The following is a 21,465-nucleotide window of genomic DNA, read 5'->3' on the forward strand; positions in this document are numbered from 1 at the left end:
CTCCTTCAACAATCGGGCGCGGCGATGTTCATCCTCGTCACGTTTCATCCAGTTCCAAAAAGCCGGCGTTCGCGCGCTCATTGGCAAACGAAACCATCAGACCCTTTTTCGGGGGCAGGTTTGCACAGATCCGGCCAGCCGTATTGTTTCCAGTAGGCAACCATTCCGATGCGCTGCGCGAAGCCCTGGAATGCGGGCGCCTGGCGCGCCTTGCGCGACCAGGGTTCCGGCTGCCACAGCCAATTGAGGTACGCATCGGACAGGCCGCTGTGGCCGTGCTCATACAAATCGAAAGAATGCTTCGGCTCGTCCAGTTGCAATAGCATCGTCGGGGTCCAGTCGTCATCCAGATGCGCATCGAGGATTTTCAGCGCAGTTTGGTGCCGTGCGACGTCGCCATAAGTGCCGCGATAGATCGCCTGCAGATCGGCGGCGGGAATCTTTGTGCCCATTTGGCTCGTCGAATCGGCAAACTGCCGGGCAGAGCCCGCCAGGTCGCCATGTGCGGCGGCATAGAACTCCAGCATCAACGCGCCGAATGCGGAATCCGCCACACCGCCGCGATGGATGTAGGCCAGCGCCCCGGCCTGATCGCCTTCGCGCCAACGCAACATGCTTTTGTAGAACAGCAGCAGCGGGTTGACCGGATCGTTGGCGAGGGCGACGTCGATCCGCACCTCGGCATCACGGGTTCGACCCATCGCCGCCAGCTCGTTGGACGCCCAGTAATTCACCGCGGAATTGTCGGGCGCCAATGTCAGCGCGCGTTGCATGGGCTCCACCATCGCCAGGTAATGTCGTTGCGAAAACTGGTTGTAACTGAGCGCGGCGTAGGCTTCTGCCGCGCTCGGATCAAGCGCGAGCGCATGATGTGCAGCGTCATCGGACGCTCGCCAGCTCGCTTTCCAATCGTTCCCCGTGTATTGCGACAGCACCGCGTAGGCGACCGCGAGCTTGGACCAGGCGCGCGCAAAATTCGGGTCGAGCGTGGTGGCTTTCTGCAGCAACCCAATAGCGCGCGGCAAGCTGTCACCAGTGCGTCGGTTGACCAGTTCCTGCGCAGTCACGAAATCCGCATAGGCTTCGGCGCTGGTGGTCGCTACCGGCACCAGTCTTGCCTGCTCGCTGCCAGTCAGGACGATCTTCAGGTGATCGGTGATCGCGCGCGCGATGCGCTCCTGCACGCCGAAGATATTGCGCATGTCACCGTCGTAGCTTTGCGACCATACCTCGAAACCATCATGGGTGCGGACCAGTTGCACGCTGATGCGCACCTCATCGCCCTGGCTGCGCACCGAACCTTCCAGCACATTGCTCACATCCAGCGCTTTGCCGATCGTGCGCAGGTCGGCGTTTCGGCTGCCGTAGTAGAAAGAGGACGCGCGACCGGCAACTTTCAGATCCTGCACGCGCGCCAGCGCATTCAGCAGTTCCTCGGCCATGCCGGCCGAGAAATAGCCATGGTCGTGCCCGGGACTGAGATCTTCGAACGGCAGCACCGCAATGGACTTGGCGGGAGCGCTTGCGAGCGCGGAATCGCTCGCCAATCCCGCACCCTTGCGCCAGACGAAAGTATTGGTGAGCAACAACACCACCGCCACCACCAGCACCGCGATGATCCACTTGTCCAGCCTGCGGCCGGTGGAGCGTGCGATCGAATCGTCCGATGCGATCTCGCTTTCGCGTTTCAGACCTTGCGGAGTGAATTCGTAGAACCACGCGAACGCGATCCAGAAGGGAAAGCCGGTCGCCGCGGCGATCAGGAACCATCGCGTCGCCCAATCCGGCAACCCGACCGCCGGGCTGAATTGCGACAGCCCCTGTCCGAACGCCCACACCGTGCCCGCGTAAAGCACGCCTGCGCGCAGCACGTTGCGGCGCTTCAGTTCCGCGAAGAAGGATGGACGCACGGCCACGGCAACACGAAGTCCCCGCCGGCGACAGACCGGCCCCCACGGGCGCGAGTGTAAACGAGCACGTGCGGGAATTCAGGTACGGCATAGCTACACCTGACGCGCTCTTTGTCCCCTGATCGTCCGCTTTCGCCCGGTCAACGGCCGCTCACCGGGGTGGCGGATGACCGCAACGGGTCGATAACGGCCACTTCCAATGCGGCGCATCGCTCCCACGACGGCCAACATGCATTCGACGAGGATGACCGGCGTGATCCGACCTCACGCATCTCGGGGTTCGGCGTATTTCACAGCGTTGATCGGCCCTCAAGGCGCCAACCGCCCCGGCTCCCCGTCCACCGCGCCGCTTCCCGCAATCTGCGCCCCACCCACCCCATCAATCGCCATCCGCCACCCTTGCGCCACCGCATCGAAATGCGGCGCGCCACCACGATCGGTGAGCATCACCAGGGTGCCGTGTTGCAGTGGCACGATGCGGCCGTGCCAACTGCCGCGATGGAAGTCGCTGGCCTTCGCCACCTGCTTGTGCGGCAGGTACAGCACGGCGACTGGCGTGCCGTCGACGCGGCTGACCAGGTGCACGGTCTTGTACGGGCCGACCGGGCAGTCGTGCACGTAGGTGACGTCGGCGGGGGCAGGGCCGTGCAGGCTGACGCCGCGATCGGCGAAGCCGGCGGCGATGGCCGGTGCGGCGATCGGCTGGACGAGGTCGAGCGAGTGGATCTCGCCCGGCATGTGCGCCACCGCCAGCGCGGGCAGCGAGTGCGCATCCAGCTGCCGCCAGCCGTAGCCACCGACGCCGAGCGCGAGCAGCAGTGAGGCGGCCAGCGCCAACGCGACGCGGTGCCGACGCACGGCGTGCTGGCGCTGGCCGGTGGCCTGGGCAAGCAATACGCGCTCGGCGAGGCCTTCGGGCACCGGCACGTCCAGCGCGCCCTGCAGCGCATGCTCGAAAGATTGCGCACGCTCCCACGCGGCCCTGCACGCGGCGCAGTCGTCGCGGTGCGCGAGACCTTCGGGATCGCGCACATGTGGCTCGGCGCCGAGGCGGCGGCGGAACTCAAGACAGTCCATGCTGCACCTCCGCATGCCCGCCCTGCAGGATGGATTTCAGCTTCTGCCGCGCGCGGAACAACTGGGTCATCACCGCGCCGGGCTGCTGGCCCAGCTCGGCGGCGATCTCGTCGCAGCTCATGCCGCCCAGTACCTGCAGCAGCAGTGGTTCGCGGTATTTGTGCGGCAGTTTCGACATGGCTTCACGCAGTTCGGCGGCGGCGCCGTGGCGTTCGGGGTTGGCCCACGCAGCGTCTTCGGCGAGATTGTCGTCCAGCTCGACGGTATCCATCGGCTTGCGCTCGTACAGACGTGCGTGTTCGCGGCGCAGGATGGTCAGCAGCCACGGCTTGGCGGACTCGGCCTCGCGCAGCGCGTCGAGGCTTTTCCACGCGCGCAGCAGGGTCTCCTGCACCAGATCCTGGGCCAGCGCGTCCTGCCCGCACAGCCAGTAGGCGAAACGGTACAGGTCGCCGGCGTGCGCGCGGGTCAGCGCCTCGAATTGACGTTGTCGGGAATTCACCACCCAGGAGACCGGCCCGAGGCGCTTCATCTTTCAACCCGTGGTCAACGCATCTTGCCGAGGATGCCTTCCAGCTCGTCGTTGCTGTGGTAGTGGATCACCAGCTTGCCGTGGCCGCCACGGCCCTGCGCCAGCTCGACGCGGGTGGCGAAGCGTTCGGCCAGTTCGCGCTCCAGCGCGCTGATGTTCGGATCGCGCGGCGCGCTCTTCGCCTTGCCTTTCGGCGCGGTCTGCGCGCGGCGCGCGGCTTCTTCCAGCTCGCGCACCGACCAGCCCAGGGTCGAGGCCTGGCGCGCCAGCGGCACGGCGATGGATTCTTCCAGGGTCAGCAGGCAACGGGCGTGGCCCATTTCCAGCTTGCCGTCGTCGAGCAGGCGCTTGATCGACTCCGGCATCTCGGTGAGCCGCAGCATGTTCGACACCGAGGCACGCGAACGGCCCACCGCGTCGGCGGCCTGCTGGTGGGTGAGGTCGAAGTCGTCGATCAGCCGCTTCAGCGCGTCGGCTTCTTCCAGCGGGGTGAGGTCCTGGCGCTGGATGTTCTCGATCAGCGCCATCGCCGGCACCGCGGCCTCCGGCACCGCCTTCACCAGCGCCGGCAGTTCGCCCAGCTGGGCGCGCTGCGCCGCCCGCCAGCGGCGTTCGCCGGCGATCAGCTCGTAGCTGTTCTTGCCGATCTCGCGCACCACCACCGGCTGGATCAGACCCTGCGCCTTGATCGAGGCGGCCAGTTCGTCCAGCGCCTCGTCGTTCCAGTGCCGCCGCGGCTGGTACTTGCCGGGCTGGATCTGCTGGATCGGCAGCACGCGCAGCTCGCCTTCCTGGGTCAGCACCGACGGCGCGGCATCGCCGTCGCCGCCGAGCAGGGCGTCGAGCCCGCGGCCCAATCCACGTTTTTTCGCAGCTGCCATGTCTAGAGCCTGTTTATGATCTCCAAGCACCCCGCGCCGGAAGCTGTTTGCGCGCAGGCCAAGGAAGAGTGAGGGAGTGGACGTCCGTCCACGACCGAATGATGACGCCGGCCTGCACGCAAACAGATCCGGCCCGACGGGTTGTCATCCCGTGGCCGCCATGCGGCAGCGCGCGGCTTGGCCTGCCGGCCAGGCAGGCCGGCGCCACGCACTACCACCTGACAGCCACGGGATGACAACGCGGGGTGTTTGGAGATCACAAACAGGCTCTCATTCCTGGTGGTTGGCGGCCGGCGCCTTGAGCGTCGGGCCGCTGTCGCCGTGTAATGGCGGTTCGATGTCGTCGAGCGCCTCGGCGTGGCCGGCACGCGGCGGCAGCCCGCGCTCGCGCCGGATCACCTCGCCGGCCAGGCCGATATAGGCGATCGCGCCGCGCGAGCTGCGATCGTACAGATGGATCGGCTGGCCGTGGCTGGGCGCCTCGGCCAGGCGCACGTTGCGCGGGATGATCGAGCGCAGCACCTTGTCGCCGAAATGCTGGGTGAGCTGAGCGGAGACTTCGTTGCCGAGGTTGTTGCGCACGTCGTACATGGTGCGCAGCAGGCCCTCGATCTCCAGCGTCGGGTTGAGTCGGTGGCGCACCGCCTTGACGGTCTCCAGCAGGCTGGACAGGCCTTCCAGCGCGAAGTATTCGCACTGCACCGGAATCAGCACGCCATCGGCGGCGGTCAGCGCGTTCAGCGTGAGCAGGTTCAGCGACGGCGGGCAGTCGATCAGGATGGTGTGGTAACTGGCCGAAACCTTGGCCAGCACTTCCTTCAGCCGATGCTCGCGCGCCAGTGCGTCCATCAGCTTCAGCTCGGCCGCGGTGAGGTCGCCGTTGCCCGGCAGCAGGTCGTAGTGCGCGTCGGTGGGCACGATCGCCGCAGCGGTCTCCACCTCTTCCAGCAGCACCTCGCAGCCGCTCGCCTTGATGTCGCGCTTGTTGACGCCCGAGGCCATGGTGGCGTTGCCCTGCGGGTCCAGGTCGACCAGCAATACCTTGCGCTTCGCGGCGGCCAGCGCAGCGGCGAGATTGACGGCAGTGGTGGTCTTGCCGACGCCGCCCTTCTGGTTGGCGACAGCGATGATGCGGGCCATGGATGGATAGCTACGGTTCGCGAAGGACGGCTAGATTAGCATTGCCGCGCAACCTTGCCTGCCTGCCAGGCCGGGCTCAGGCGCCGATCCGGTTGCCGCTGGCGGCATCGAACAGGTGCAGCCGCTCGGCCGCCAGACCCAGTGCCAACGTCGCGCCCGGTGCGGGCAGGGCCCGCGGCGCCACCCGCGAAACCAGCGCCTGGTCGCCGTAGCGCAGGTTCAGGAAGATTTCGTTGCCGACCGACTCGATGACTTCCAGCTGTGCGCTGAGCGCGGCGGCGGCATCCTGCGGCTGCAGGTCCTCCGGGCGGATGCCCAGCACCACCTCGCGGTCGCGCCACAGCTGCCAGGCCGCCGCCTGCGCGGGCTCACCCAGCGCGATGTCGCCGTGCGCGGTGGCCAGCTGCCAGCCATCGGCCAGCCTGAGCGTGCCGTGCAGCTGGTTCATCGCCGGGCTACCGACGAAGCCGGCCACGAACAGGTTGGCCGGCTTGTCATATAGGTTCATCGGCGTGTCGATCTGCTGGATCACCCCTCCGTCCAGCACCACGATGCGCTGGCCCAGGGTCATCGCCTCGATCTGGTCGTGGGTGACGTAGACCATGGTGGCGCCGAGCTGGCGGTGCAGCCGCGCGATCTCCACCCGCATCGACAGGCGCAGCTTGGCGTCCAGGTTGGACAGCGGTTCGTCCAGCAGGAACACCTTGGGCTCGCGCACCAGCGCCCGGCCCAGCGCCACGCGCTGGCGCTGGCCGCCGGACAGTGCGGCCGGACGCGACGCCAGCCGCGCTTCCAGCTCCAGCGTCTTCGCCGCCGCCGCCACGCGGCGGTCGATCTCGGCCCGTTTGTGCCCGCGCAGCTTCAGGCCGAAGCCGAGGTTCTCGGCCACCGTCATGTGCGGGTACAGCGCGTAGTTCTGGAACACCATCGCGATGTCGCGGTCCTTCGGCGCAACATCATTGACCACACGGCCATCGATGCTCAGCGTGCCGCCGCTGATCGACTCCAGCCCGGCGATCATGCGCAGCAGGGTGGTCTTGCCGCAGCCGGACGGCCCCACCAGCACCAGCAGCTCGCCGTCGGCAATCTCGAAGCTGGCGTCAGCCACGCCGACGTGGCCGTTCGGGTAGACCTTGCGCAGCTGATCCAGACGTACGGCGGCCATCGGCATCTCCGGTGCGGTTGGCCACGACGGCCGTCCCGCGCAGCATGCGCTGGCCTGCACTTCCGCGGGGCATTGGGCTATTCTGCCGATGTAATCGTTTACATCAAGCTTTTCGATCGAAGGAACGTCCATGACGCCCCCCGGCTTCCGCTTCCCCGACGGCTTCCACTGGGGCGCCGCCACTTCCGCCTACCAGATCGAGGGTTCGCCGCTGGCCGACGGCGCCGGCCCCAGCATCTGGCAGCGCTTCGCGCACACGCCGGGGATGATGGCCAACGGCGACACCGGCGATGTCGCCTGCGACCACTACCGCCGCTACCAGGGTGACGTGCAGCTGATGAAGGCGCTGGGCCTCAAGGGCTACCGCTTCAGCATCAACTGGGCGCGCGTGCTGCCCGAAGGCACCGGCCGGGTCAATCCGAAGGGGCTGGATTTCTATTCGCGGCTGGTGGATCAATTGCTGGAAAACGGCATCGCGCCGAACGCCACGCTGTTCCACTGGGACCTGCCGGCGGCGCTGGACGACCGCGGCGGCTGGCTCAACCGCGACAGCGCGCACTGGTTTGCCGAGTACGCCGAGGTGATGTTCAAGGCGCTGGACGACCGCGTGCCACGCTGGTCCACGCTCAACGAACCCTGGGTGGTCACCGACGGCGGCTACCTGCACGGCGCGCTGGCGCCGGGCCATCGCAACAAGTACGAGGCGCCGATCGCCGCGCACAACCTGATGCGCGCCAGCGGCGCGGGCATCCAGGCGTATCGCGCACATGGAAAACACGAGATCGGCGTGGTGTTCAACATCGAGCCGAAGTACCCGCACTCGGACCGCGCCGAGGATCTCGCCGCCACGGCCCGCGCGCACGCCTACATGAACCAGCAGTTCGCCGACCCGGCGCTGCTGGGCAGCTACCCGCCGGAGCTGAAGGAGATCTTCGATGACGCGTGGCCGGATTTCCCGCAAGACGATTTCAAACTGACGAAGCAGCCCGTCGACTTCGTCGGCATCAACTACTACACCCGCGCCGTGGTGAGGCACGACCCGAACCAGTACCCGCTACAGGCCGCGCCGGTACGCCAGCCGAACAGGACCTACACCGAGACCGGCTGGGAAGTGTTCGAGCAGGGCCTGACCGACACGCTGAGCTGGTTCAAGCAGCGCTACGGCGACATCCCGCTGTACATCACCGAGAATGGTTCGGCGTTCTACGACCCGCCGGTGGCCGAGAACGGCGTACTCGACGATCCGCTGCGCATGAACTACCTGCGCAAGCACCTCAAGGCCATGCACAAGGCGATCGAGGCTGGCGTCAACCTGAAGGGCTATTACGCCTGGTCGCTGCTGGACAACCTGGAGTGGTCGCTGGGCTTCTCCCGGCGCTTCGGCCTGTACCACGTCGATTTCGCCACCCAGCAGCGCACAGCCAAGGCCAGCGCGAAGCTGTACGCGCAGGTGATCGCAAGCAACGGCGCCGTGCTGGACGACTGAATCCGCTCCCGCTTCCCCTGCCATGCAGGGGAAGCTGCCCGGAGGGCCGATGGGGTGCTCCTGCTTTTCGCTTCTTAAAGCGCGGCTACGCCGCATCTCCCTTCCGCCTTCGGCACCTTCCCCCCCCAAACGGGGGGAAGGAACACCGTTCACACGGCGCGGCCGAGCACCAGCAGGTGGCGTTCGGCCGGCAGCCCCGGCACCGTCAATTCATGCGTGCCGCGCAGCGCGAAACCGGCCGGAATCCCCGGCAGTTCCTCGTCCGGCCGCTTGCCCTTCATCGCCAGCCAGATCCCGTCCGGCGCCAGCAGGTGGCCGCCCCAGCCGAGCATGTCGGCGAGGCTGGCGAACGCGCGCGCGGTGACGCAGTCGTACCGGCCCTCGACGTCTTCCACCCGCGACTGCAGCGCGCGCACGCCCTCCAGCTTCAGCGCGCGGATCGCCTCGCGCAGGAAGCGCACCTTCTTGCCGTTGGAATCGACCAGCAGGATCTGCCGGCCCGGCGCGGCGATCGCCAGCACGATGCCGGGCAGGCCGGGGCCGGTGCCCAGGTCGGCCAGGGTGGCGCCCTGCACGTAGGGCAGGATCGCCAGCGAATCGAGCAGGTGGCGGGTGACCATCTCCGCCGGGTCGCGCACGGCGGTGAGGTTGTAGGCCGCGTTCCAGCGTTCGAGCAGGGCCTGGTAGTCGAGCAGTCGCGGCACCGCGTCGGCCGGCAGCGACAGGCCCAGCGCGGCGATGCCCTGTTCGAGTTGGGTCCGCAAGGCGTCGCGCGTGGTCATCGGGTCACTCGTGGGCGTGGGGGCGCAAAGTATCCGCGGCCCGCGGCGGCATTGCCAATCCCGCCCAAAGAAAGACCCGCCGAGGCGGGTCGAAGGCTTGCAAATCCCCTGCGGCGCGGGCGCTCTCGGGCGCCCTGGCGCAATGCCGTGGTCAGGCCACGTCGAGCTCGACCCGGGTCACCATCATGCCGCGCTCGCGCAGCGCGCTGTTCAGGGACTGCTTTACTTTCGCGCCGAGGTCGCGGTGATCGGCCACCGGCTCGCTGCGCAGCGCTTCCTGCGCGCCGCGGCGGATCAGCTGGTCGACCTGCTCGAACACCGCGTCGGCGCGTTCCGGCTCCAGCACCTGCCAGTACACCGTGCCGCGCACGTCGTGCGCATCGGCCAGCGGCTCCTCGAAACGCAGGGTCTGGCCGGCCAGGTTGATCTTGTGCCCGACCCGATCCAGCAGCGGCAGCACCAGGTGCGTGCCCGCCTGCAGCACGCGCAGCAGTCGGCCGTGGCGATACAGGCTGTAGACCTGGCCGGCCGGCACGCGCCTGACCGCACTGGCAAGCAGTGCGGCGGGGATCACGAGCAACAAGGTCAGCAAAGTCATCATGGCCTGAGAAATCAGTATCTTGCCTTCAGTTTCTTCAAAACGCTCGGAGCTTTAGGATACAGCCGACTGAAGCTACGAAGATTAACCTTCATTTAACGGCAAAATCGAATCTTTAACAACAGGCGCCTGCCCGCTTATTGGCGACGCCAGTCACAGAACCGGAAGATCCATGCGAATGGCAAGCTTGAATCATGCCAACGAGCCGGCTGCTGCGACGCCGTAGCAAGCTCTGTGCGGGCCGTTGCCGCCAGCATCGACGATCTATCCCCTGTGAGCGCCCAAAGGCTGCTGCGGCGCGGCATGAAATTTTGGTTTCACAAGCACTTTACAACGCGCCATGAAAACGTTTACGTTGGCGCAGCAGTGCGGTTTTGGCCCCACCAGGACACCCCGACATGTCGGCAACCATCAAAGACGTGGCGCGCGAGGCCAAGGTATCCGTGGCCTCGGTGTCGCGTGCGCTGAATGGTGGCCGCGGGGTGACCGCGGCGACCAGCCAGCGCATCCATGAGGCTGCGCGGCGCCTGCACTACGTGCCGCATGCCGCGGCGCGCATGCTGATCACCCGCCGCACCAACACGGTCGGTGCACTGCTGCCGGACTTGTACGGCGAGTTTTTCTCCGAGCTGATCCGTGGCATCGACCTGGCCGCGCGGGCACGCGGCCTCCATTTGCTGGTTTCCAGTTCGCACGACGACGCCGATGCCGCCGCCGCCGCCCTGCGCGCCATGCAGGGCCGGGTCGATGGGCTGTTGCTGATGTCACCGCACGCCGATGCCGACTTCCTGCGGCAGAACCTGCCGCAGGATCTGCCCACCGTGCTGATGAACACCCGGCTGGCCGGCACCGGCTACTGCGCGTTGTCGGTAGACAACGACGGCGGCGCCCGGCTGATGGTCGAACACCTGCTGTCGCTGGGCCACCGGTGCATCGCCTTCATCCAGGGGCCGCCCGGCAACCGCGACGCCGGCGAGCGCGAACGCGGCTACCACGAGGCGCTGGCCAGCCGTGCGCCGGGCAGCACGGCCATCACCCTGTGCGGCGATTTCAGCGAGGAATCCGGTTACCGCGCCGGCCAGCAGGTACTGGCGATGCGACCACGGCCGGACGCCGTGTTCGCCGCCAACGACATGATGGCGATCGGCTGCATGGCGGCGCTGCGCGACGCCGGGATCTGCGTGCCGGAGGAGATCGCCGTCAGCGGCTTCGACGACGTGCCGATGGCGCGCTATGTAACGCCGCCGCTGACCACGATCCAGGTGCACATCGCCGAACTCGGTGGCCAGGCGATGGAGCTGCTGGGCGAGCAGATCGACAACCCCGGCAGCGTGCCGGCCGGCACCCGCCGCCACGTCGGTGCCGAACTGGTCGTGCGCGCGTCCAGCGGAGCGCCGATCGCCTAGCGGCGCAGACAGCTTGCCGATGCGGGATCGCGTCGGACTGAACCGCCCCCGGGACAGCGGGCGGCTGACGCGGAAGGATCGAGGGGATCCCTCCACGGGCAACACCCAGCAACGTGACAGCAGAAAAGTCCGAACTACTTGCACCGACCTACGGGAGAGGATCAGCTCATGGCCAATCAACGCACGTTACCCAGGCATATCTCACTGGCCCTCGCCGGCCTGCTGGTCAGTACGCTCGCACTGCCGGGCGTGCAGGCCCAGACCAGCACGGCGATCCTGCGCGGGCACGTCAGCGCCGCGCAGGGGCAGGTACCCACCGAGGTCGTCGCCACCAATGTCGCCACCGGCTTCGTCAGCAAGGCGAAGGTCAACGCCGACGGCAACTACACCCTGGCCGGACTGGCGCCGGGCAGCTACACCATCCGCTCCGGCGGGGCCAGCCAGACCGTCACCGTGCAGGTCGGCCAGTCGCTGAACCTGAACCTCGACGCCAGCGCCGCGCCCAGCAACGTCAACGCCACCAACTTGCAGGGCGTCACGGTGAATGCCGCCACGCTGGTGGAGACGCGCACCTCGGAAGTGGCCACCAACGTCACCCAGAAGCAGATCCAGACGCTGCCGCAGAACGAGCGCAACTTCCTCGATTTCGCCAAGCTGGTGCCGGGCGTGGTCACCTCGCGCGACCCCACCCAGAAAACCTTTTCCTCCGGTGGTCAGTCGGCCGAGAATGTAAACGTTTTCATCGACGGAGCCAGCCTGAAGAACAACGTGCTCAAGGGCGGCATCGCCGGCCAGGACTCGACCCGCGGCAACCCGTTCTCGCAGGAGGCGGTGCAGGAATTCCGCGTGCTGACCAACAACTACAAGGCCGAGTACGAGCAGGCCGGCACCGCGATCATCACCGCGGTCACCAAGTCGGGCACCAACGAGTTCCACGGCTCGCTGTACGACTACTACCAGAACCAGGGGATGATCGCGCAGAACTCGTTCGACAAGAAAAACCACGTCAAGAAACCCGACTACAAGCGCGAGCAGCGCGGCTTCACCCTGGGCGGCCCGATCATCAAGGACGTGGCGCAGTTCTTCATCAACTACGAGGAACGCAAGGACACCGCCAACAACACGGTGCAGATCAACGACCCGCGCTTTGCCCAGTACAACGGCACCTTCTCCGCACCGTTCAACGAAAAGACCTTCTTCGGCAAGTTGAGCTGGCAGCCGAACCACAACAACAACGTCGACCTCAGCCTGACCACCCGCCGCGACAGCGAACAGCTCGGCTTCGGCGGCAACACCACCTACAGCGCGCGCAGCAACCGCAAGAACAACGTCGACGACCTGCTGGTGAAATGGCAGTCGCGCGGCGACAGCTGGACCAACGACCTGCTGCTCGATGCCGGCACCGCGAAGTGGCACCCGACCTCGGCCGAATCCGGCTCGGTGCGCAGCATCTACGACCCCGGCATCGCGGTGATCGGCAGCGGCAGCGACCTGCAGGACAAGGGCCAGGACCAGCGCACCCTGCGCGACGACTTCACCTGGTTCGGCCTGGACAAGCACACCATCAAGGCTGGCGTGAAGTACGCCGCCTACGGCATCACGCTGGAGCAGAACAGCGCCACCGTGCCCACCTACTACTTCCAGGAGGGCGCCGCCTTCCCCGGCGGCTTCAATTCGCCGTACAAGGCGGTGTACTCGCCCACCGGCGCCAGCGCCAACCTGCATACCAACCAGCTCGGCCTGTACGTGCAGGACGACTGGGACATCACCGAACGCCTGCAGCTGAACCTGGGCCTGCGCTGGGATTACGAGACCAATGCGCTGAACAAGGACTACGTGACGCCGGCGGTGCAGATCCCCACGCTGCAATACCTGGGCCTGCAGAACTACATCAGCACCGGCGACCGCAAGGCCTACAAGGGTGCGATCCAGCCGCGGCTGGGTTTCTCGCTGGACGTCAGCAAGAACGGCGACCAGAGCACCACGATCTTCGGCGGGGCCGGCCGCTACTACGACCGCACGCCGTTCGACTGGATCAGCCAGGAGGAACTGCACTCGCTGGTGCCCAACTACACCTTCCTGTTCAGTCCCGGCGGCGTCACCCCCGGCACCATCGCGTGGAACCCGAGCTACCTCACGCCAGCCGGCCTCAACACCTTGCTGGCGTCCGGCGCGGCCGGCTTCAGCTCCGAGATCGACGTGATCAACAACAACACCCGGCCGCCGCACACCGACCAGTTCAGCCTCGGCGTGCGCCAGGTGCTGGGTGACTGGACCGCCTCGCTGACGCTGGCCCGCGTGCTCGGCTACGACCAGTTCACCTGGGTGTGGAACCGCCTGCCGGAACCGGGCTTCGTGCTGAACCAGATGCCGGGCAGCCCATACGGCGTGGTGCTGCACAACACCGACAAGAAGACCCAGTCCAGCAGCGTGCTGATCAGCATCGACAAGCCGTACACCGAGGCCTCCGGCTGGGGCGTGGGGCTGGCCTACACCTACCAGCGCGCGCGCCAGCAAGGCAACGACAACTACTCGCTCGACTACGTCGATCCGGCCGGCTATCCCGCCGACCACGTCGGCGAGAAGCAGCACCTGGTGCTGAACGGCATCGTGCGCGGGCCGTGGGACACCCGCCTGACCGGCATCTTCACCTACGGCTCCGGCCTGCCCTACGACTACTTCGCCAACGTGCCGGGCTGCGATTACAACTGCATCTTCTTCCACAACGGCAAGTACGGGCAGAAGTACCTCAACCTCGACCTGTCGATCGCCAAGGATTTCCGCTGGGGCGAGAGCCAGGCGCTGGAGCTGCGCTTCGACGTGATGAACGTGTTCAACCGCGACGTCGACAACGGCTACATCAACAACCAGTACAACTGGGGCACGACCAGCCCGAACCCCGACTTCGGCCGCGCCACCAGCGCCGACCCGAACCAGACCCGCCGCTTCCAGATCGGCGCGCGCTACACGTTCTGACCCACCTGCGGCAGCTGGTACCGCCGCTTCACCCGTCCGCCCGCAGACTGCGGGCGGACGTCTGCATGGCCTCCGTGAATCCGTGCGCAGGCACGGATTCGCGCGGCCGCAAACGCAAAGTACGGCAGAACCCTCATGACGTTTCCCCACCGCCGCTCATGGCTCTCCTCGCTCCTGCTGGGCCTCGCCCTGGTCGTCGCGGCCCCGGCCAGCCCCGCCTGGCAGGCGCAGCCCGCCGCCGCACAGGCCCGCGCGCCAGCCGTGCCGGCGCTGGTCAACGACCTCGAACAACGCAGCTTCCGTTTCTTCTGGGACAGCGCGAACCCCGCCAACGGGCTGATCCCCGACCACTATCCCGGCGAATCGTTTTCCAGCATCGCCGCGGTCGGCTTCGGCCTGACTGCCTACGGCGTGGGCGTGGAGCGCGGCTACATCACGCGCAGGCAGGCGATCGAACGCACCCTGGCCACGCTGCGCTTCTTCGACAGCGCGCCACAAAATGACAGCGAGGACGACGCCAGCGGCTACCGCGGCTTCTTCTACCACTTCCTCGACATGCACAGCGGCAAGCGCACCGCGCGCTGGACCGAGCTGTCCAGCGTGGACACCACCCTGCTGCTCGGCGGCGTGCTGTTCGCGCAGTCGTACTACGACCGCGACACGCCGGCCGAGCACGAGATCCGCACACTGGCCGACCGCATCTACCGCCGCGTCGACTGGCCGTGGATGCAGCCGCGCGCACCGCTGGTCAGCATGGGCTGGACGCCGGGCGGCCACTTCATCCCGCACGACTGGGAGGGCTACAACGAGGCCATGCTGCTGTACGTGCTGGCGCTGGGCTCGCCCACCCATCCGGTCGGCGCCGATGCATGGAAGGCATGGACCCGCACGTACGACCGCCACTGGGGCCAGTTCGAAGGCCAGCAACTGCTGAACTTCGGCCCGCTGTTCGGCCACCAGTACAGCCACGTGTGGATCGACTTCCGCGGCATCCGCGACGCCTGGAATCGCCAGCACGACCTGGACTACTTCGAGAACAGCCGCCGCGCGGTGATCGCCCAGCGCAACTACGCCATTGCCAACCCCGGCGGCTGGACCGGCTACGGCCCGAACGTGTGGGGGCTGACCGCCAGCAACGGTCCGGGCGGGGTCGTCATGGAGGGCCAGCGCCGGCGCGAGTTCCACGGCTACACCGCCCGTGGCGCCGGGCTCGGCTGGGTGGTCGACGACGGCACCATCGCGCCGACCGCGGCCGGCGGCTCGATCGCGTTCGCGCCGGAACTGGTGATCCCCGCGCTGGAGGCGATGAAGCACCGCTACGGCAAGGACATCTACGGCGAGTACGGCTTCGTCGACGCCTTCAACCCCAGCTTCCACATGCGCACGGAACTGCGCACCGGCAAACTGCTGCCGATGGGCTGGGTCGACACTGTCTACCTCGGCATCGACCAGGGCCCGATCGTGCTGATGATCGAGAACTGGCGCAGTGATTTCGTGTGGAAGGTGATGAAGAAGAACCCGTACATCCGCAAGGGACTGGAGCGCGCCGGCTTCGAAGGCGGCTGGCTGGGTGCGGGGGCGCCGGAAAAATGACCTGCGGCACGCGCCCGCAACGATCGCGGCGTGGCCTGTGGCTGGCCGGGATCGCCTTGTGCGGCGCATTGCTGGGCGGTTGTACGCCGGCACCGACGGGGCAGCAGCTCACGTTCTGGACGATCGGCCGCGAGGGCGAGGCGATCATCCAGCTGCTGCCGGCGTTCGAGCGTGCGCATCCGGACATTCACGTACAGGTACAGCAGCTGCCGCTGACCGCGGCGCACCAGAAGCTGCTCACCGCATTCGCCGGCGGTTCGACCCCCGACCTCAGCCAGCTCGGCAACACCTGGCTGCCGGAACTGGCGGCGCTGCACGCGCTGGAGCCGCTGCAGGGTCGCGTGGACCATTCGACGGTGGTGCAGCCACACGACTACTTCGCCAGCATCTGGGCGACCAATGTGATCGACGGCACCCTGTATGGCGTGCCGTGGTACGTCGATACGCGGTTGCTGTTCTATCGCCGCGACCTGCTCAAGGCCGCCGGCTTCGATGCACCGCCGCGCACCTGGGCGGAATGGCGGCGCATGCTCGCCGCGCTCAGCGATCCCGCGCGGCACCGCTACGGCATCCTGCTGCCGACCAACGAGTACGAGCAGCTGATGTCGCTGGCCTTGCAGCAGGACGAGCCGCTGCTGCGCGACGGCGGCCGCTACGGCAACTTCGAAAGCGCCGGCTTCAAGCGCGCGCTGGTGTTCTACGTCGACACGTTCAAGCTGAAACAAGCACCGGCAATCACCAACGTCGAGGCCGGCAACCCGTGGACCGAATTCGGCCGCGGCGTGTACGTGTTCTACCTGTCCGGGCCGTGGAACATCGGCGAGTTCCGCTCGCGCCTGAGCGCCGCACAGCAGGACGACTGGGCCACCGCGCCGCTGCCTGGCCCCGATGGCGCCGGCATCGGCGTGGCCGGCGGCTCCAGCCTGGTGATCTTCCGCGCCTCGAAACACAAGGACGCCGCCTGGCAGCTGATCGAATACCTGTCGCAGCCGGCGGTGCAGCAGCGCTTCTATGAGCTGCTCGGCGACCTGCCGCCGCGGCGCAGCTCGTGGCAGGGCGCTGCGCTGCGCGACGACCCGAAGCTGCGCGCGTTCCGCGATCAGCTGGAACAGGTGAAGCCCACGCCAGCGGTACCGGAGTGGGAGCGTATCGCCAACGAGATGCAGCTGGTCGCAGCCAAAGCGATCGCCGGCCGGCTGACGATTGACCAGGCGGCGGCCGAGATGGATCGCCGCGCCGACGCGATCCTGGCCAAGCGCCGCTGGGTGCTGGATCACGCCAGCGCCGGTCAGGCACCGGAGTCCGCCCGGTGAATTCGCCGCGCAGCGCGTGGCTGTTCCTCGCGCCGGCGCTGGTGGTGCTGGGCGTGTTCTTCCTGCTGCCGGTGCTGGCTGCGCTCGCGCTCAGCCTCACCGATTACGACCTCTACGCGCTGGCCGATATCCGCAACCTGCGCTTCGTGGCGCTGGGCAATTACTGGGAACTGCTGCAGCGGCCGCTGTTCTGGTCGGCGCTGGGCCACACGGTGTATTTCGTCGCGGTGGGCGTGCCATTGTCGATGGGCGCCTCGCTCGGTGCGGCGCTGCTGCTGAACTCGCCGCTGGCGCGTTGCAAGCCGCTGCTGCGCACCGCGCTGTTCGCGCCGGTGGTGACCACGGTGGTGGCCACCGCGGTGATCTGGCGCTACTTGTTCAACACCAAATACGGCATGGCGAACTATCTGCTGGGACTGCTGGACGTCCATCCGGTGGACTGGCTGGGCGACCCGCACTGGGCGATGCCGACGATCATCGCGTTCGCGGTGTGGAAGAACTTCGGCTACAACATGATCATCTTCCTGGCCGGCCTGCAGGCGATTCCGCCGGAGCTGTACGAGGCCGCGCGCATCGACGGCGCATCCAGCTGGCGGCAGTTCCGCCACATCACCCTGCCGATGCTGAAACCGACCCTGCTGATGGTGGGCATCCTCACCGTGTCGGGCTACTTCCAGCTGTTCGCCGAGCCCTACGTGATGACTGAGGGCGGCCCGCTGCAGAGCACCGTCAGCGTGCTGTACCTGATGTACGACGAGGGCTTCAAGTGGTGGAACCTCGGCTCGGCCTCGGCGGTGGCGTTCCTGCTGTTCCTGATCATGTTCGCGGTGACCGTGCTGATGCTGAAGCTGTCGCGCCGCGGAGACGCCTCGTGAATCCGCGGCTGGCCAAGGCACTGGTCAATGGCCTGCTGATCGGCGGCGCGGTGGTCGCGCTGTTCCCGCTGCTGTGGATGCTGTCGGTGTCGTTCATGGCGCCGGGCGAGGCCAGCGCGCTGCCGCCGCCGCTACTGCCGGCACATGCCACGCTCGGCAACTACCGCGAGTTGTTCGTGCGTGCCGGCATGGGTCGCTACCTGCTCAACAGCCTGCTGGTCGCCGGCGCGATCACCGCGCTGTCGCTGGTCTTCAACCTGATGGCCGGCTACGCCTTCGCCAAGCTGCGCTTCGCCGGCCGCGAACGATTGTTCCAGGCGCTGCTGGGCGCGCTGGTGATCCCCGCCCAGGTGGCGATGCTGCCGCTGTTCCTGCTGCTGAAGTCCATCGGCCTGGTCAACAGCTACGCCGGCGTGGTCGCGCCGGCGCTGGCCAGCGTGTTCGGCATCTTCCTGGTGCGCCAGTACGCGCGCGGCATCCCCGACGAACTGCTGGAGGCCGCGCGCATCGACGGCGCCGGCGAGTGGCGCATCTTCGCGCAGATCGTGCTGCCGCTGCTGAAGCCGGTCATCGTGACGCTGGCGATCTTCAGCTTCCTCGCCGCATGGAACGACTTCATGTGGCCGCTGATCGTGCTGACCGGGCAGGAGCACTACACGCTGCCGATCGGACTGGCCTCGCTGGCGCGCGAGCACGCGCAGGACAGCGAGCTGATGATGGCCGGCTCGGTGGTCACCGTGCTGCCGGTGCTCGTCCTGTTCCTGGCGCTGCAACGGTATTACCTGGAGGGTTTGTTGCTGGGCAGCGTGAAGGGCTGAGGCTGCTTGCCATCGCCTCCGCTCCCCGGCAGGGAGAGGAGGCGAACGCAACTGCTCAGAACTTGCCGGCGCGGAAGTCGGCGATCGCTTCGTGGATCTGTTCGGGCGTGTTCATCACGAACGGCCCGTAGCGCGCCACGCTTTCGTTCAGCGGCTTGCCGGCGACCACCAGCAGGCGCGATGGCGTGTCGCCGCCGGCCAGCTGCAGTTGCGTGCCGTCGGACAGCACGCCCAGTTCGCTGCGTTGCAGTTGCTCGCCGCCGACCAGGGCCGCCTCGCCATCGAACACGTAGGCGAAGCCGTGATGCCCGGCCGGAAGATCCAGCGTGAACTGCGCGCCCGGCTGCAGGCCGATGTCCAGGTACACCGGCGCGGTGACGATGCCCTCGACCGGACCGGTGGCGCCGGCCAGTTCGCCGGCGATCACCTTCACTTCGACGCCTGCGGCCGGCTGCACCACCGGAATCCGCTCGGGGCCGATGTCCTGGTAGCGCGGCGCGGTCATCTTGTCGGCCGCCGGCAGGTTCACCCACAGCTGGAAGCCCCACATCAGGCCATTTTCCTGCTGCGGCATTTCCGAATGCAGGATGCCGCGGCCGGCGGTCATCCACTGCACGCTGCCCGGGGTGAGGTCGCCGCGGTTGCCGTGGTTGTCCTGGTGCTGCATGTGCCCGGCCAGCATGTAGGTGACCGTCTCGAAGCCGCGATGTGGATGCTCCGGGAAACCGGCGATGTAGTCGCCGGCGCTGTCGGAGCGGAATTCGTCCAGCAGCAGGAACGGGTCGAGCATGTCCAGCCCGGGCTGGCCGATCACGCGCTTCAGCTTCACGCCGGCGCCGTCGGACGTGTCCATGCCGCGGATGCGGCGGGTGATGTGGCGGTCGCTCATGGCGTACTCCGGTTCAAGGATGACTGCACGCCAAGATGGTCCTGTTCACGCACTTGTCCAAGCACCCGGGCACGAACGGATCGTTCCACCCGCGCAACGCCGGCAGTCCGCCTCAGTGCACCCAGTGCCCGCTGCGCTGGCGCGGCGGATTGCCGTCGTCGCCGGTGTCGGGCTGCTGCTGGCGCACCATCGCCTCGACTTCGGCCTCGGTGGCGGGCTGGGCCTGCCAATACTGGTTCACCGCCCCGAGCACGGCCGGCACCTGCGACAGGCATTCGTCGTATTCGTCGTCGCTGAGCTTCTCGAATTCGGCGTCCGCGCTGAGAATGCCCTCGTCCACCGCCAGCGCCATCACCGGGCCGAGCAGTTCCATCAGCTGCGGGTCCTCGGCCAGCCGGCCCTCCCACAGCCCGGCACGCAGGTCGATGCCGCGGCTGAAGCCTTCGCACCAGCCGGCGGCGGACAGCATCGGGCCGCCTTCCAGCTCGACCTCGCCGAGGATCGGCTCGTAGGCGTCGACCTCCAGTTCGGCGATGATCGAATCGTTGAGCTTGGCCAGCAGCGCCAGCACCCGGTTGCCTTCGTCCTCGTCGGTGAACGGCTCGTGCAGCACCTCGGGCAGCCATTCGTCCGGCAGCACCAGCAGCGGGCCGACCGCCAGCGCCGAAAGCAGGCCGTGCACGCCATCCAGCAACAGGTCACCCTCGCCGGTGTGCGCGCGCAGGTAGCGGTCCAGCTCGTCCAGTTCGTTGTCGTCCAGCGAGCTGGGCCATTCGGTCTTCGAGGTCATTTCAGTCAGATATCCAGTTCCAGCGTCACCGGCGTGTGGTCGGAGGGGCGTTCCCAGCGGCGCGGCTCGCGGTCGATCGCTGCCGCGGTGGCGGCGGATTTCAGGGCTTCGCCGATCAGGATCAGGTCGATGCGCAGGCCCATGTTGCGGCGGAACGCGGCCTGCCGGTAGTCCCACCAGCTGTAGTGCCCGGCCTCGGCTTCGAACAGCCGGAAACTGTCGTGCAGGCCCAGGTCGGTGATCGCCTTCAGGGCGGCGCGCTCCGGCGGCGAGCACAGGATGTCCTCGCCCCAGGCGACCGGATCGTAGACGTCGCGCTCGTCCGGGCAGATGTTGAAATCACCCAGCACCACCAGCTTCGGGTGGCGCTCCAGCTCGCGTGCCAGGAATTCGCGCACCCTGGCCAGCCAGTCCAGCTTGTACGCGTACTTCTCGTCGCCGACCGCCTTGCCATTGACCACGTACAGGTCGACCACGCGCAGACCGCCGATGGTGGCGGCCAGGATGCGCCGCTGCGGGTCGTCCAGGCCGGGGATGTCGGTGACCACGTCGACGGGTTCGTCGCGGGCCAGGATCGCCACGCCGTTGTAGGTCTTCTGCCCCGAATACACCGCGCGATAGCCGGCCGCGGCCAGCTCGTCGAGCGGGAATTTCGCGTCCTCCAGCTTGGTTTCCTGCAACGCCACCACGTCCGGCTGCGCCTCGGCCAGCCACTGGGTCAGGTGCGGCAGGCGCACCTTCAGCGAATTGACGTTCCACGAGGCGATCTTCATGGCCACATTGTACGGGAAGCGCCGGCGGCCCCTGCGGCGCGGGCCGGGGTGGCCGGGCGACGGCACGAAGATGAACGGAAGCTGCGAAAAACCCCCGAAAGCGCGAATTCCAGTGTATGCTGCGCGAGCAAGAGTCCGAGGAAACTCCTATTTTTGCTCCTATTGCGGCCGTGCCTCAGCGTATCGGACCGCAGACACATCCATGCTTCAAAGGTAAAGTTACATGTCGGATCGTCAGAGCGGTACAGTCAAGTGGTTCAACGACGCCAAGGGTTTTGGCTTCATCACCCCGGAAAGCGGTGACGACCTGTTCGTGCATTTCCGCGCGATCCAGGGCACGGGCTTCAAGTCCCTGCAGGAAGGCCAGCGCGTCACGTTCATCGTCACCAAGGGCCAGAAGGGCCTGCAGGCTGAGGAAGTCCAGGCGGTCTGAAGTCCCACGGACTCCAACCCCTGAAGAA

At 67.2% G+C, this 21,465-nt stretch carries 19 protein-coding genes; 8 read left to right on the forward strand and 11 right to left on the reverse strand.

The genetic code is table 11. The features are described 5' to 3' along the window. Positions 1 to 77: 77 nt before the first annotated feature. The 6 genes from IMW82_RS10695 to ugpC form a co-directional block, all read right to left on the reverse strand. The gene (locus tag IMW82_RS10695; protein WP_108470246.1) at positions 78 to 1,916 is read right to left on the reverse strand and encodes a hypothetical protein; all 1,839 of its coding nucleotides are present in this window, start codon (positions 1,914 to 1,916) and stop codon (positions 78 to 80) included. A 303-nt stretch (positions 1,917 to 2,219) separates the two neighbouring features. Continuing rightward, the gene (locus tag IMW82_RS10700; RefSeq protein WP_159082133.1) at positions 2,220 to 2,987 is read right to left on the reverse strand and encodes a DUF3379 family protein; all 768 of its coding nucleotides are present in this window, start codon (positions 2,985 to 2,987) and stop codon (positions 2,220 to 2,222) included. Then, a complete protein-coding gene (locus IMW82_RS10705; RefSeq protein ID WP_108470244.1) occupies positions 2,974 to 3,519 on the reverse strand; it encodes a sigma-70 family RNA polymerase sigma factor in 546 nt (181 codons plus the stop codon). The genes IMW82_RS10700 and IMW82_RS10705 overlap by 14 nt, the downstream gene beginning before the upstream one ends. Positions 3,520 to 3,533: 14 nt before the next feature. Continuing rightward, positions 3,534 to 4,400, reverse strand: a complete 867-nt coding sequence (locus tag IMW82_RS10710; protein ID WP_199909784.1) for a ParB/RepB/Spo0J family partition protein — start codon at positions 4,398 to 4,400, stop codon at positions 3,534 to 3,536. Between the two features lie 270 nt (positions 4,401 to 4,670). Continuing rightward, on the reverse strand, positions 4,671 to 5,540 hold the full coding sequence (locus IMW82_RS10715; RefSeq protein WP_211004425.1) for a ParA family protein: 870 nt from the start codon (positions 5,538 to 5,540) through the stop codon (positions 4,671 to 4,673). A gap of 76 nt (positions 5,541 to 5,616) precedes the next feature. Beyond that, on the reverse strand, positions 5,617 to 6,705 hold the full coding sequence (ugpC, locus tag IMW82_RS10720; RefSeq protein ID WP_108470241.1) for a sn-glycerol-3-phosphate ABC transporter ATP-binding protein UgpC: 1,089 nt from the start codon (positions 6,703 to 6,705) through the stop codon (positions 5,617 to 5,619). Between the two features lie 130 nt (positions 6,706 to 6,835). Here ugpC and IMW82_RS10725 point away from each other — a divergent pair, with 130 nt between their 5' ends. Then, a complete protein-coding gene (locus tag IMW82_RS10725; protein ID WP_108470240.1) occupies positions 6,836 to 8,191 on the forward strand; it encodes a GH1 family beta-glucosidase in 1,356 nt (451 codons plus the stop codon). Positions 8,192 to 8,340: 149 nt separating this feature from the next. Here IMW82_RS10725 and rsmG read toward each other — a convergent pair whose 3' ends face one another. Both rsmG and IMW82_RS10735 read right to left on the reverse strand, forming a co-directional pair. After that, positions 8,341 to 8,973 (reverse strand): 16S rRNA (guanine(527)-N(7))-methyltransferase RsmG, encoded by a 633-nt coding sequence (gene rsmG / locus IMW82_RS10730; protein WP_108470239.1) that lies wholly within the window; start codon positions 8,971 to 8,973, stop codon positions 8,341 to 8,343. A gap of 151 nt (positions 8,974 to 9,124) precedes the next feature. After that, positions 9,125 to 9,574, reverse strand: coding sequence for an SPFH domain-containing protein (locus IMW82_RS10735; protein ID WP_108470238.1), 450 nt, complete (start codon positions 9,572 to 9,574; stop codon positions 9,125 to 9,127). A 395-nt stretch (positions 9,575 to 9,969) separates the two neighbouring features. Here IMW82_RS10735 and IMW82_RS10740 point away from each other — a divergent pair, with 395 nt between their 5' ends. The 6 genes from IMW82_RS10740 (at position 9,970) to IMW82_RS10765 (ending at position 18,552) form a co-directional block, all read left to right on the forward strand. Further along, on the forward strand, positions 9,970 to 10,977 hold the full coding sequence (locus tag IMW82_RS10740) for a LacI family DNA-binding transcriptional regulator (RefSeq protein WP_108470237.1): 1,008 nt from the start codon (positions 9,970 to 9,972) through the stop codon (positions 10,975 to 10,977). A 168-nt stretch (positions 10,978 to 11,145) separates the two neighbouring features. Then, positions 11,146 to 13,953 (forward strand): TonB-dependent receptor, encoded by a 2,808-nt coding sequence (locus IMW82_RS10745; protein ID WP_108470236.1) that lies wholly within the window; start codon positions 11,146 to 11,148, stop codon positions 13,951 to 13,953. A gap of 135 nt (positions 13,954 to 14,088) precedes the next feature. Further along, positions 14,089 to 15,546 (forward strand): glucoamylase family protein, encoded by a 1,458-nt coding sequence (locus IMW82_RS10750; RefSeq protein WP_108470235.1) that lies wholly within the window; start codon positions 14,089 to 14,091, stop codon positions 15,544 to 15,546. After that, the gene (locus IMW82_RS10755) at positions 15,543 to 16,859 is read left to right on the forward strand and encodes a sugar ABC transporter substrate-binding protein (protein ID WP_108470234.1); all 1,317 of its coding nucleotides are present in this window, start codon (positions 15,543 to 15,545) and stop codon (positions 16,857 to 16,859) included. Before IMW82_RS10750 ends, IMW82_RS10755 begins: the two co-directional genes overlap by 4 nt. Continuing rightward, positions 16,856 to 17,734: a sugar ABC transporter permease gene (locus IMW82_RS10760; RefSeq protein ID WP_108470233.1), complete on the forward strand. Its 879-nt coding sequence runs from the start codon at positions 16,856 to 16,858 to the stop codon at positions 17,732 to 17,734. Before IMW82_RS10755 ends, IMW82_RS10760 begins: the two co-directional genes overlap by 4 nt. Continuing rightward, complete coding sequence (locus IMW82_RS10765) at positions 17,731 to 18,552, forward strand: carbohydrate ABC transporter permease (protein ID WP_108470232.1); 822 nt, start codon at positions 17,731 to 17,733, stop codon at positions 18,550 to 18,552. Before IMW82_RS10760 ends, IMW82_RS10765 begins: the two co-directional genes overlap by 4 nt. 55 nt (positions 18,553 to 18,607) lie before the next feature. On the opposite strand, the gene IMW82_RS10770 is transcribed toward IMW82_RS10765, so the two are convergent. From IMW82_RS10770 to xth, 3 genes are all read right to left on the reverse strand, one after another. Further along, positions 18,608 to 19,441, reverse strand: a complete 834-nt coding sequence (locus IMW82_RS10770; RefSeq protein WP_108470231.1) for a pirin family protein — start codon at positions 19,439 to 19,441, stop codon at positions 18,608 to 18,610. Between the two features lie 112 nt (positions 19,442 to 19,553). Continuing rightward, positions 19,554 to 20,231: a YecA family protein gene (locus tag IMW82_RS10775; protein ID WP_108470230.1), complete on the reverse strand. Its 678-nt coding sequence runs from the start codon at positions 20,229 to 20,231 to the stop codon at positions 19,554 to 19,556. 5 nt (positions 20,232 to 20,236) lie between these two features. Continuing rightward, positions 20,237 to 21,004, reverse strand: coding sequence for an exodeoxyribonuclease III (gene xth / locus IMW82_RS10780; RefSeq protein ID WP_108470229.1), 768 nt, complete (start codon positions 21,002 to 21,004; stop codon positions 20,237 to 20,239). A gap of 223 nt (positions 21,005 to 21,227) precedes the next feature. On the opposite strand from xth, the gene IMW82_RS10785 reads away from it, so the two are divergent. Next, complete coding sequence (locus IMW82_RS10785; RefSeq protein WP_007512189.1) at positions 21,228 to 21,437, forward strand: cold-shock protein; 210 nt, start codon at positions 21,228 to 21,230, stop codon at positions 21,435 to 21,437. The last annotated feature ends 28 nt before the right edge of the window (positions 21,438 to 21,465 follow it).

The organism is Rhodanobacter sp. B2A1Ga4 (genome assembly GCF_018101315.1).
GTDB classification, from domain to species: Bacteria; Pseudomonadota; Gammaproteobacteria; order Xanthomonadales; family Rhodanobacteraceae; genus Rhodanobacter; species Rhodanobacter thiooxydans_A.

Bases quoted from the DNA above. Each gene is read 5' to 3' on its own strand.
- IMW82_RS10705 (WP_108470244.1), bottom strand. From the start codon at position 3,519: ATGAAGCGCCTCGGGCCGGTCTCCTGGGTGGTGAATTCCCGACAACGT.
- IMW82_RS10770 (WP_108470231.1), bottom strand. From the start codon at position 19,441: ATGAGCGACCGCCACATCACCCGCCGCATCCGCGGCATGGACACGTCC.
- IMW82_RS10700 (WP_159082133.1), bottom strand. From the start codon at position 2,987: ATGGACTGTCTTGAGTTCCGCCGCCGCCTCGGCGCCGAGCCACATGTG.
- IMW82_RS10775 (WP_108470230.1), bottom strand. From the start codon at position 20,231: ATGACCTCGAAGACCGAATGGCCCAGCTCGCTGGACGACAACGAACTG.
- IMW82_RS10740 (WP_108470237.1), top strand. From the start codon at position 9,970: ATGTCGGCAACCATCAAAGACGTGGCGCGCGAGGCCAAGGTATCCGTG.
- IMW82_RS10750 (WP_108470235.1), top strand. From the start codon at position 14,089: ATGACGTTTCCCCACCGCCGCTCATGGCTCTCCTCGCTCCTGCTGGGC.
- xth (WP_108470229.1), bottom strand. From the start codon at position 21,004: ATGAAGATCGCCTCGTGGAACGTCAATTCGCTGAAGGTGCGCCTGCCG.
- IMW82_RS10725 (WP_108470240.1), top strand. From the start codon at position 6,836: ATGACGCCCCCCGGCTTCCGCTTCCCCGACGGCTTCCACTGGGGCGCC.
- ugpC (WP_108470241.1), bottom strand. From the start codon at position 6,705: ATGGCCGCCGTACGTCTGGATCAGCTGCGCAAGGTCTACCCGAACGGC.
- IMW82_RS10715 (WP_211004425.1), bottom strand. From the start codon at position 5,540: ATGGCCCGCATCATCGCTGTCGCCAACCAGAAGGGCGGCGTCGGCAAG.
- IMW82_RS10710 (WP_199909784.1), bottom strand. From the start codon at position 4,400: ATGGCAGCTGCGAAAAAACGTGGATTGGGCCGCGGGCTCGACGCCCTG.
- IMW82_RS10735 (WP_108470238.1), bottom strand. From the start codon at position 9,574: ATGATGACTTTGCTGACCTTGTTGCTCGTGATCCCCGCCGCACTGCTT.
- IMW82_RS10755 (WP_108470234.1), top strand. From the start codon at position 15,543: ATGACCTGCGGCACGCGCCCGCAACGATCGCGGCGTGGCCTGTGGCTG.
- IMW82_RS10785 (WP_007512189.1), top strand. From the start codon at position 21,228: ATGTCGGATCGTCAGAGCGGTACAGTCAAGTGGTTCAACGACGCCAAG.
- IMW82_RS10745 (WP_108470236.1), top strand. From the start codon at position 11,146: ATGGCCAATCAACGCACGTTACCCAGGCATATCTCACTGGCCCTCGCC.
- rsmG (WP_108470239.1), bottom strand. From the start codon at position 8,973: ATGACCACGCGCGACGCCTTGCGGACCCAACTCGAACAGGGCATCGCC.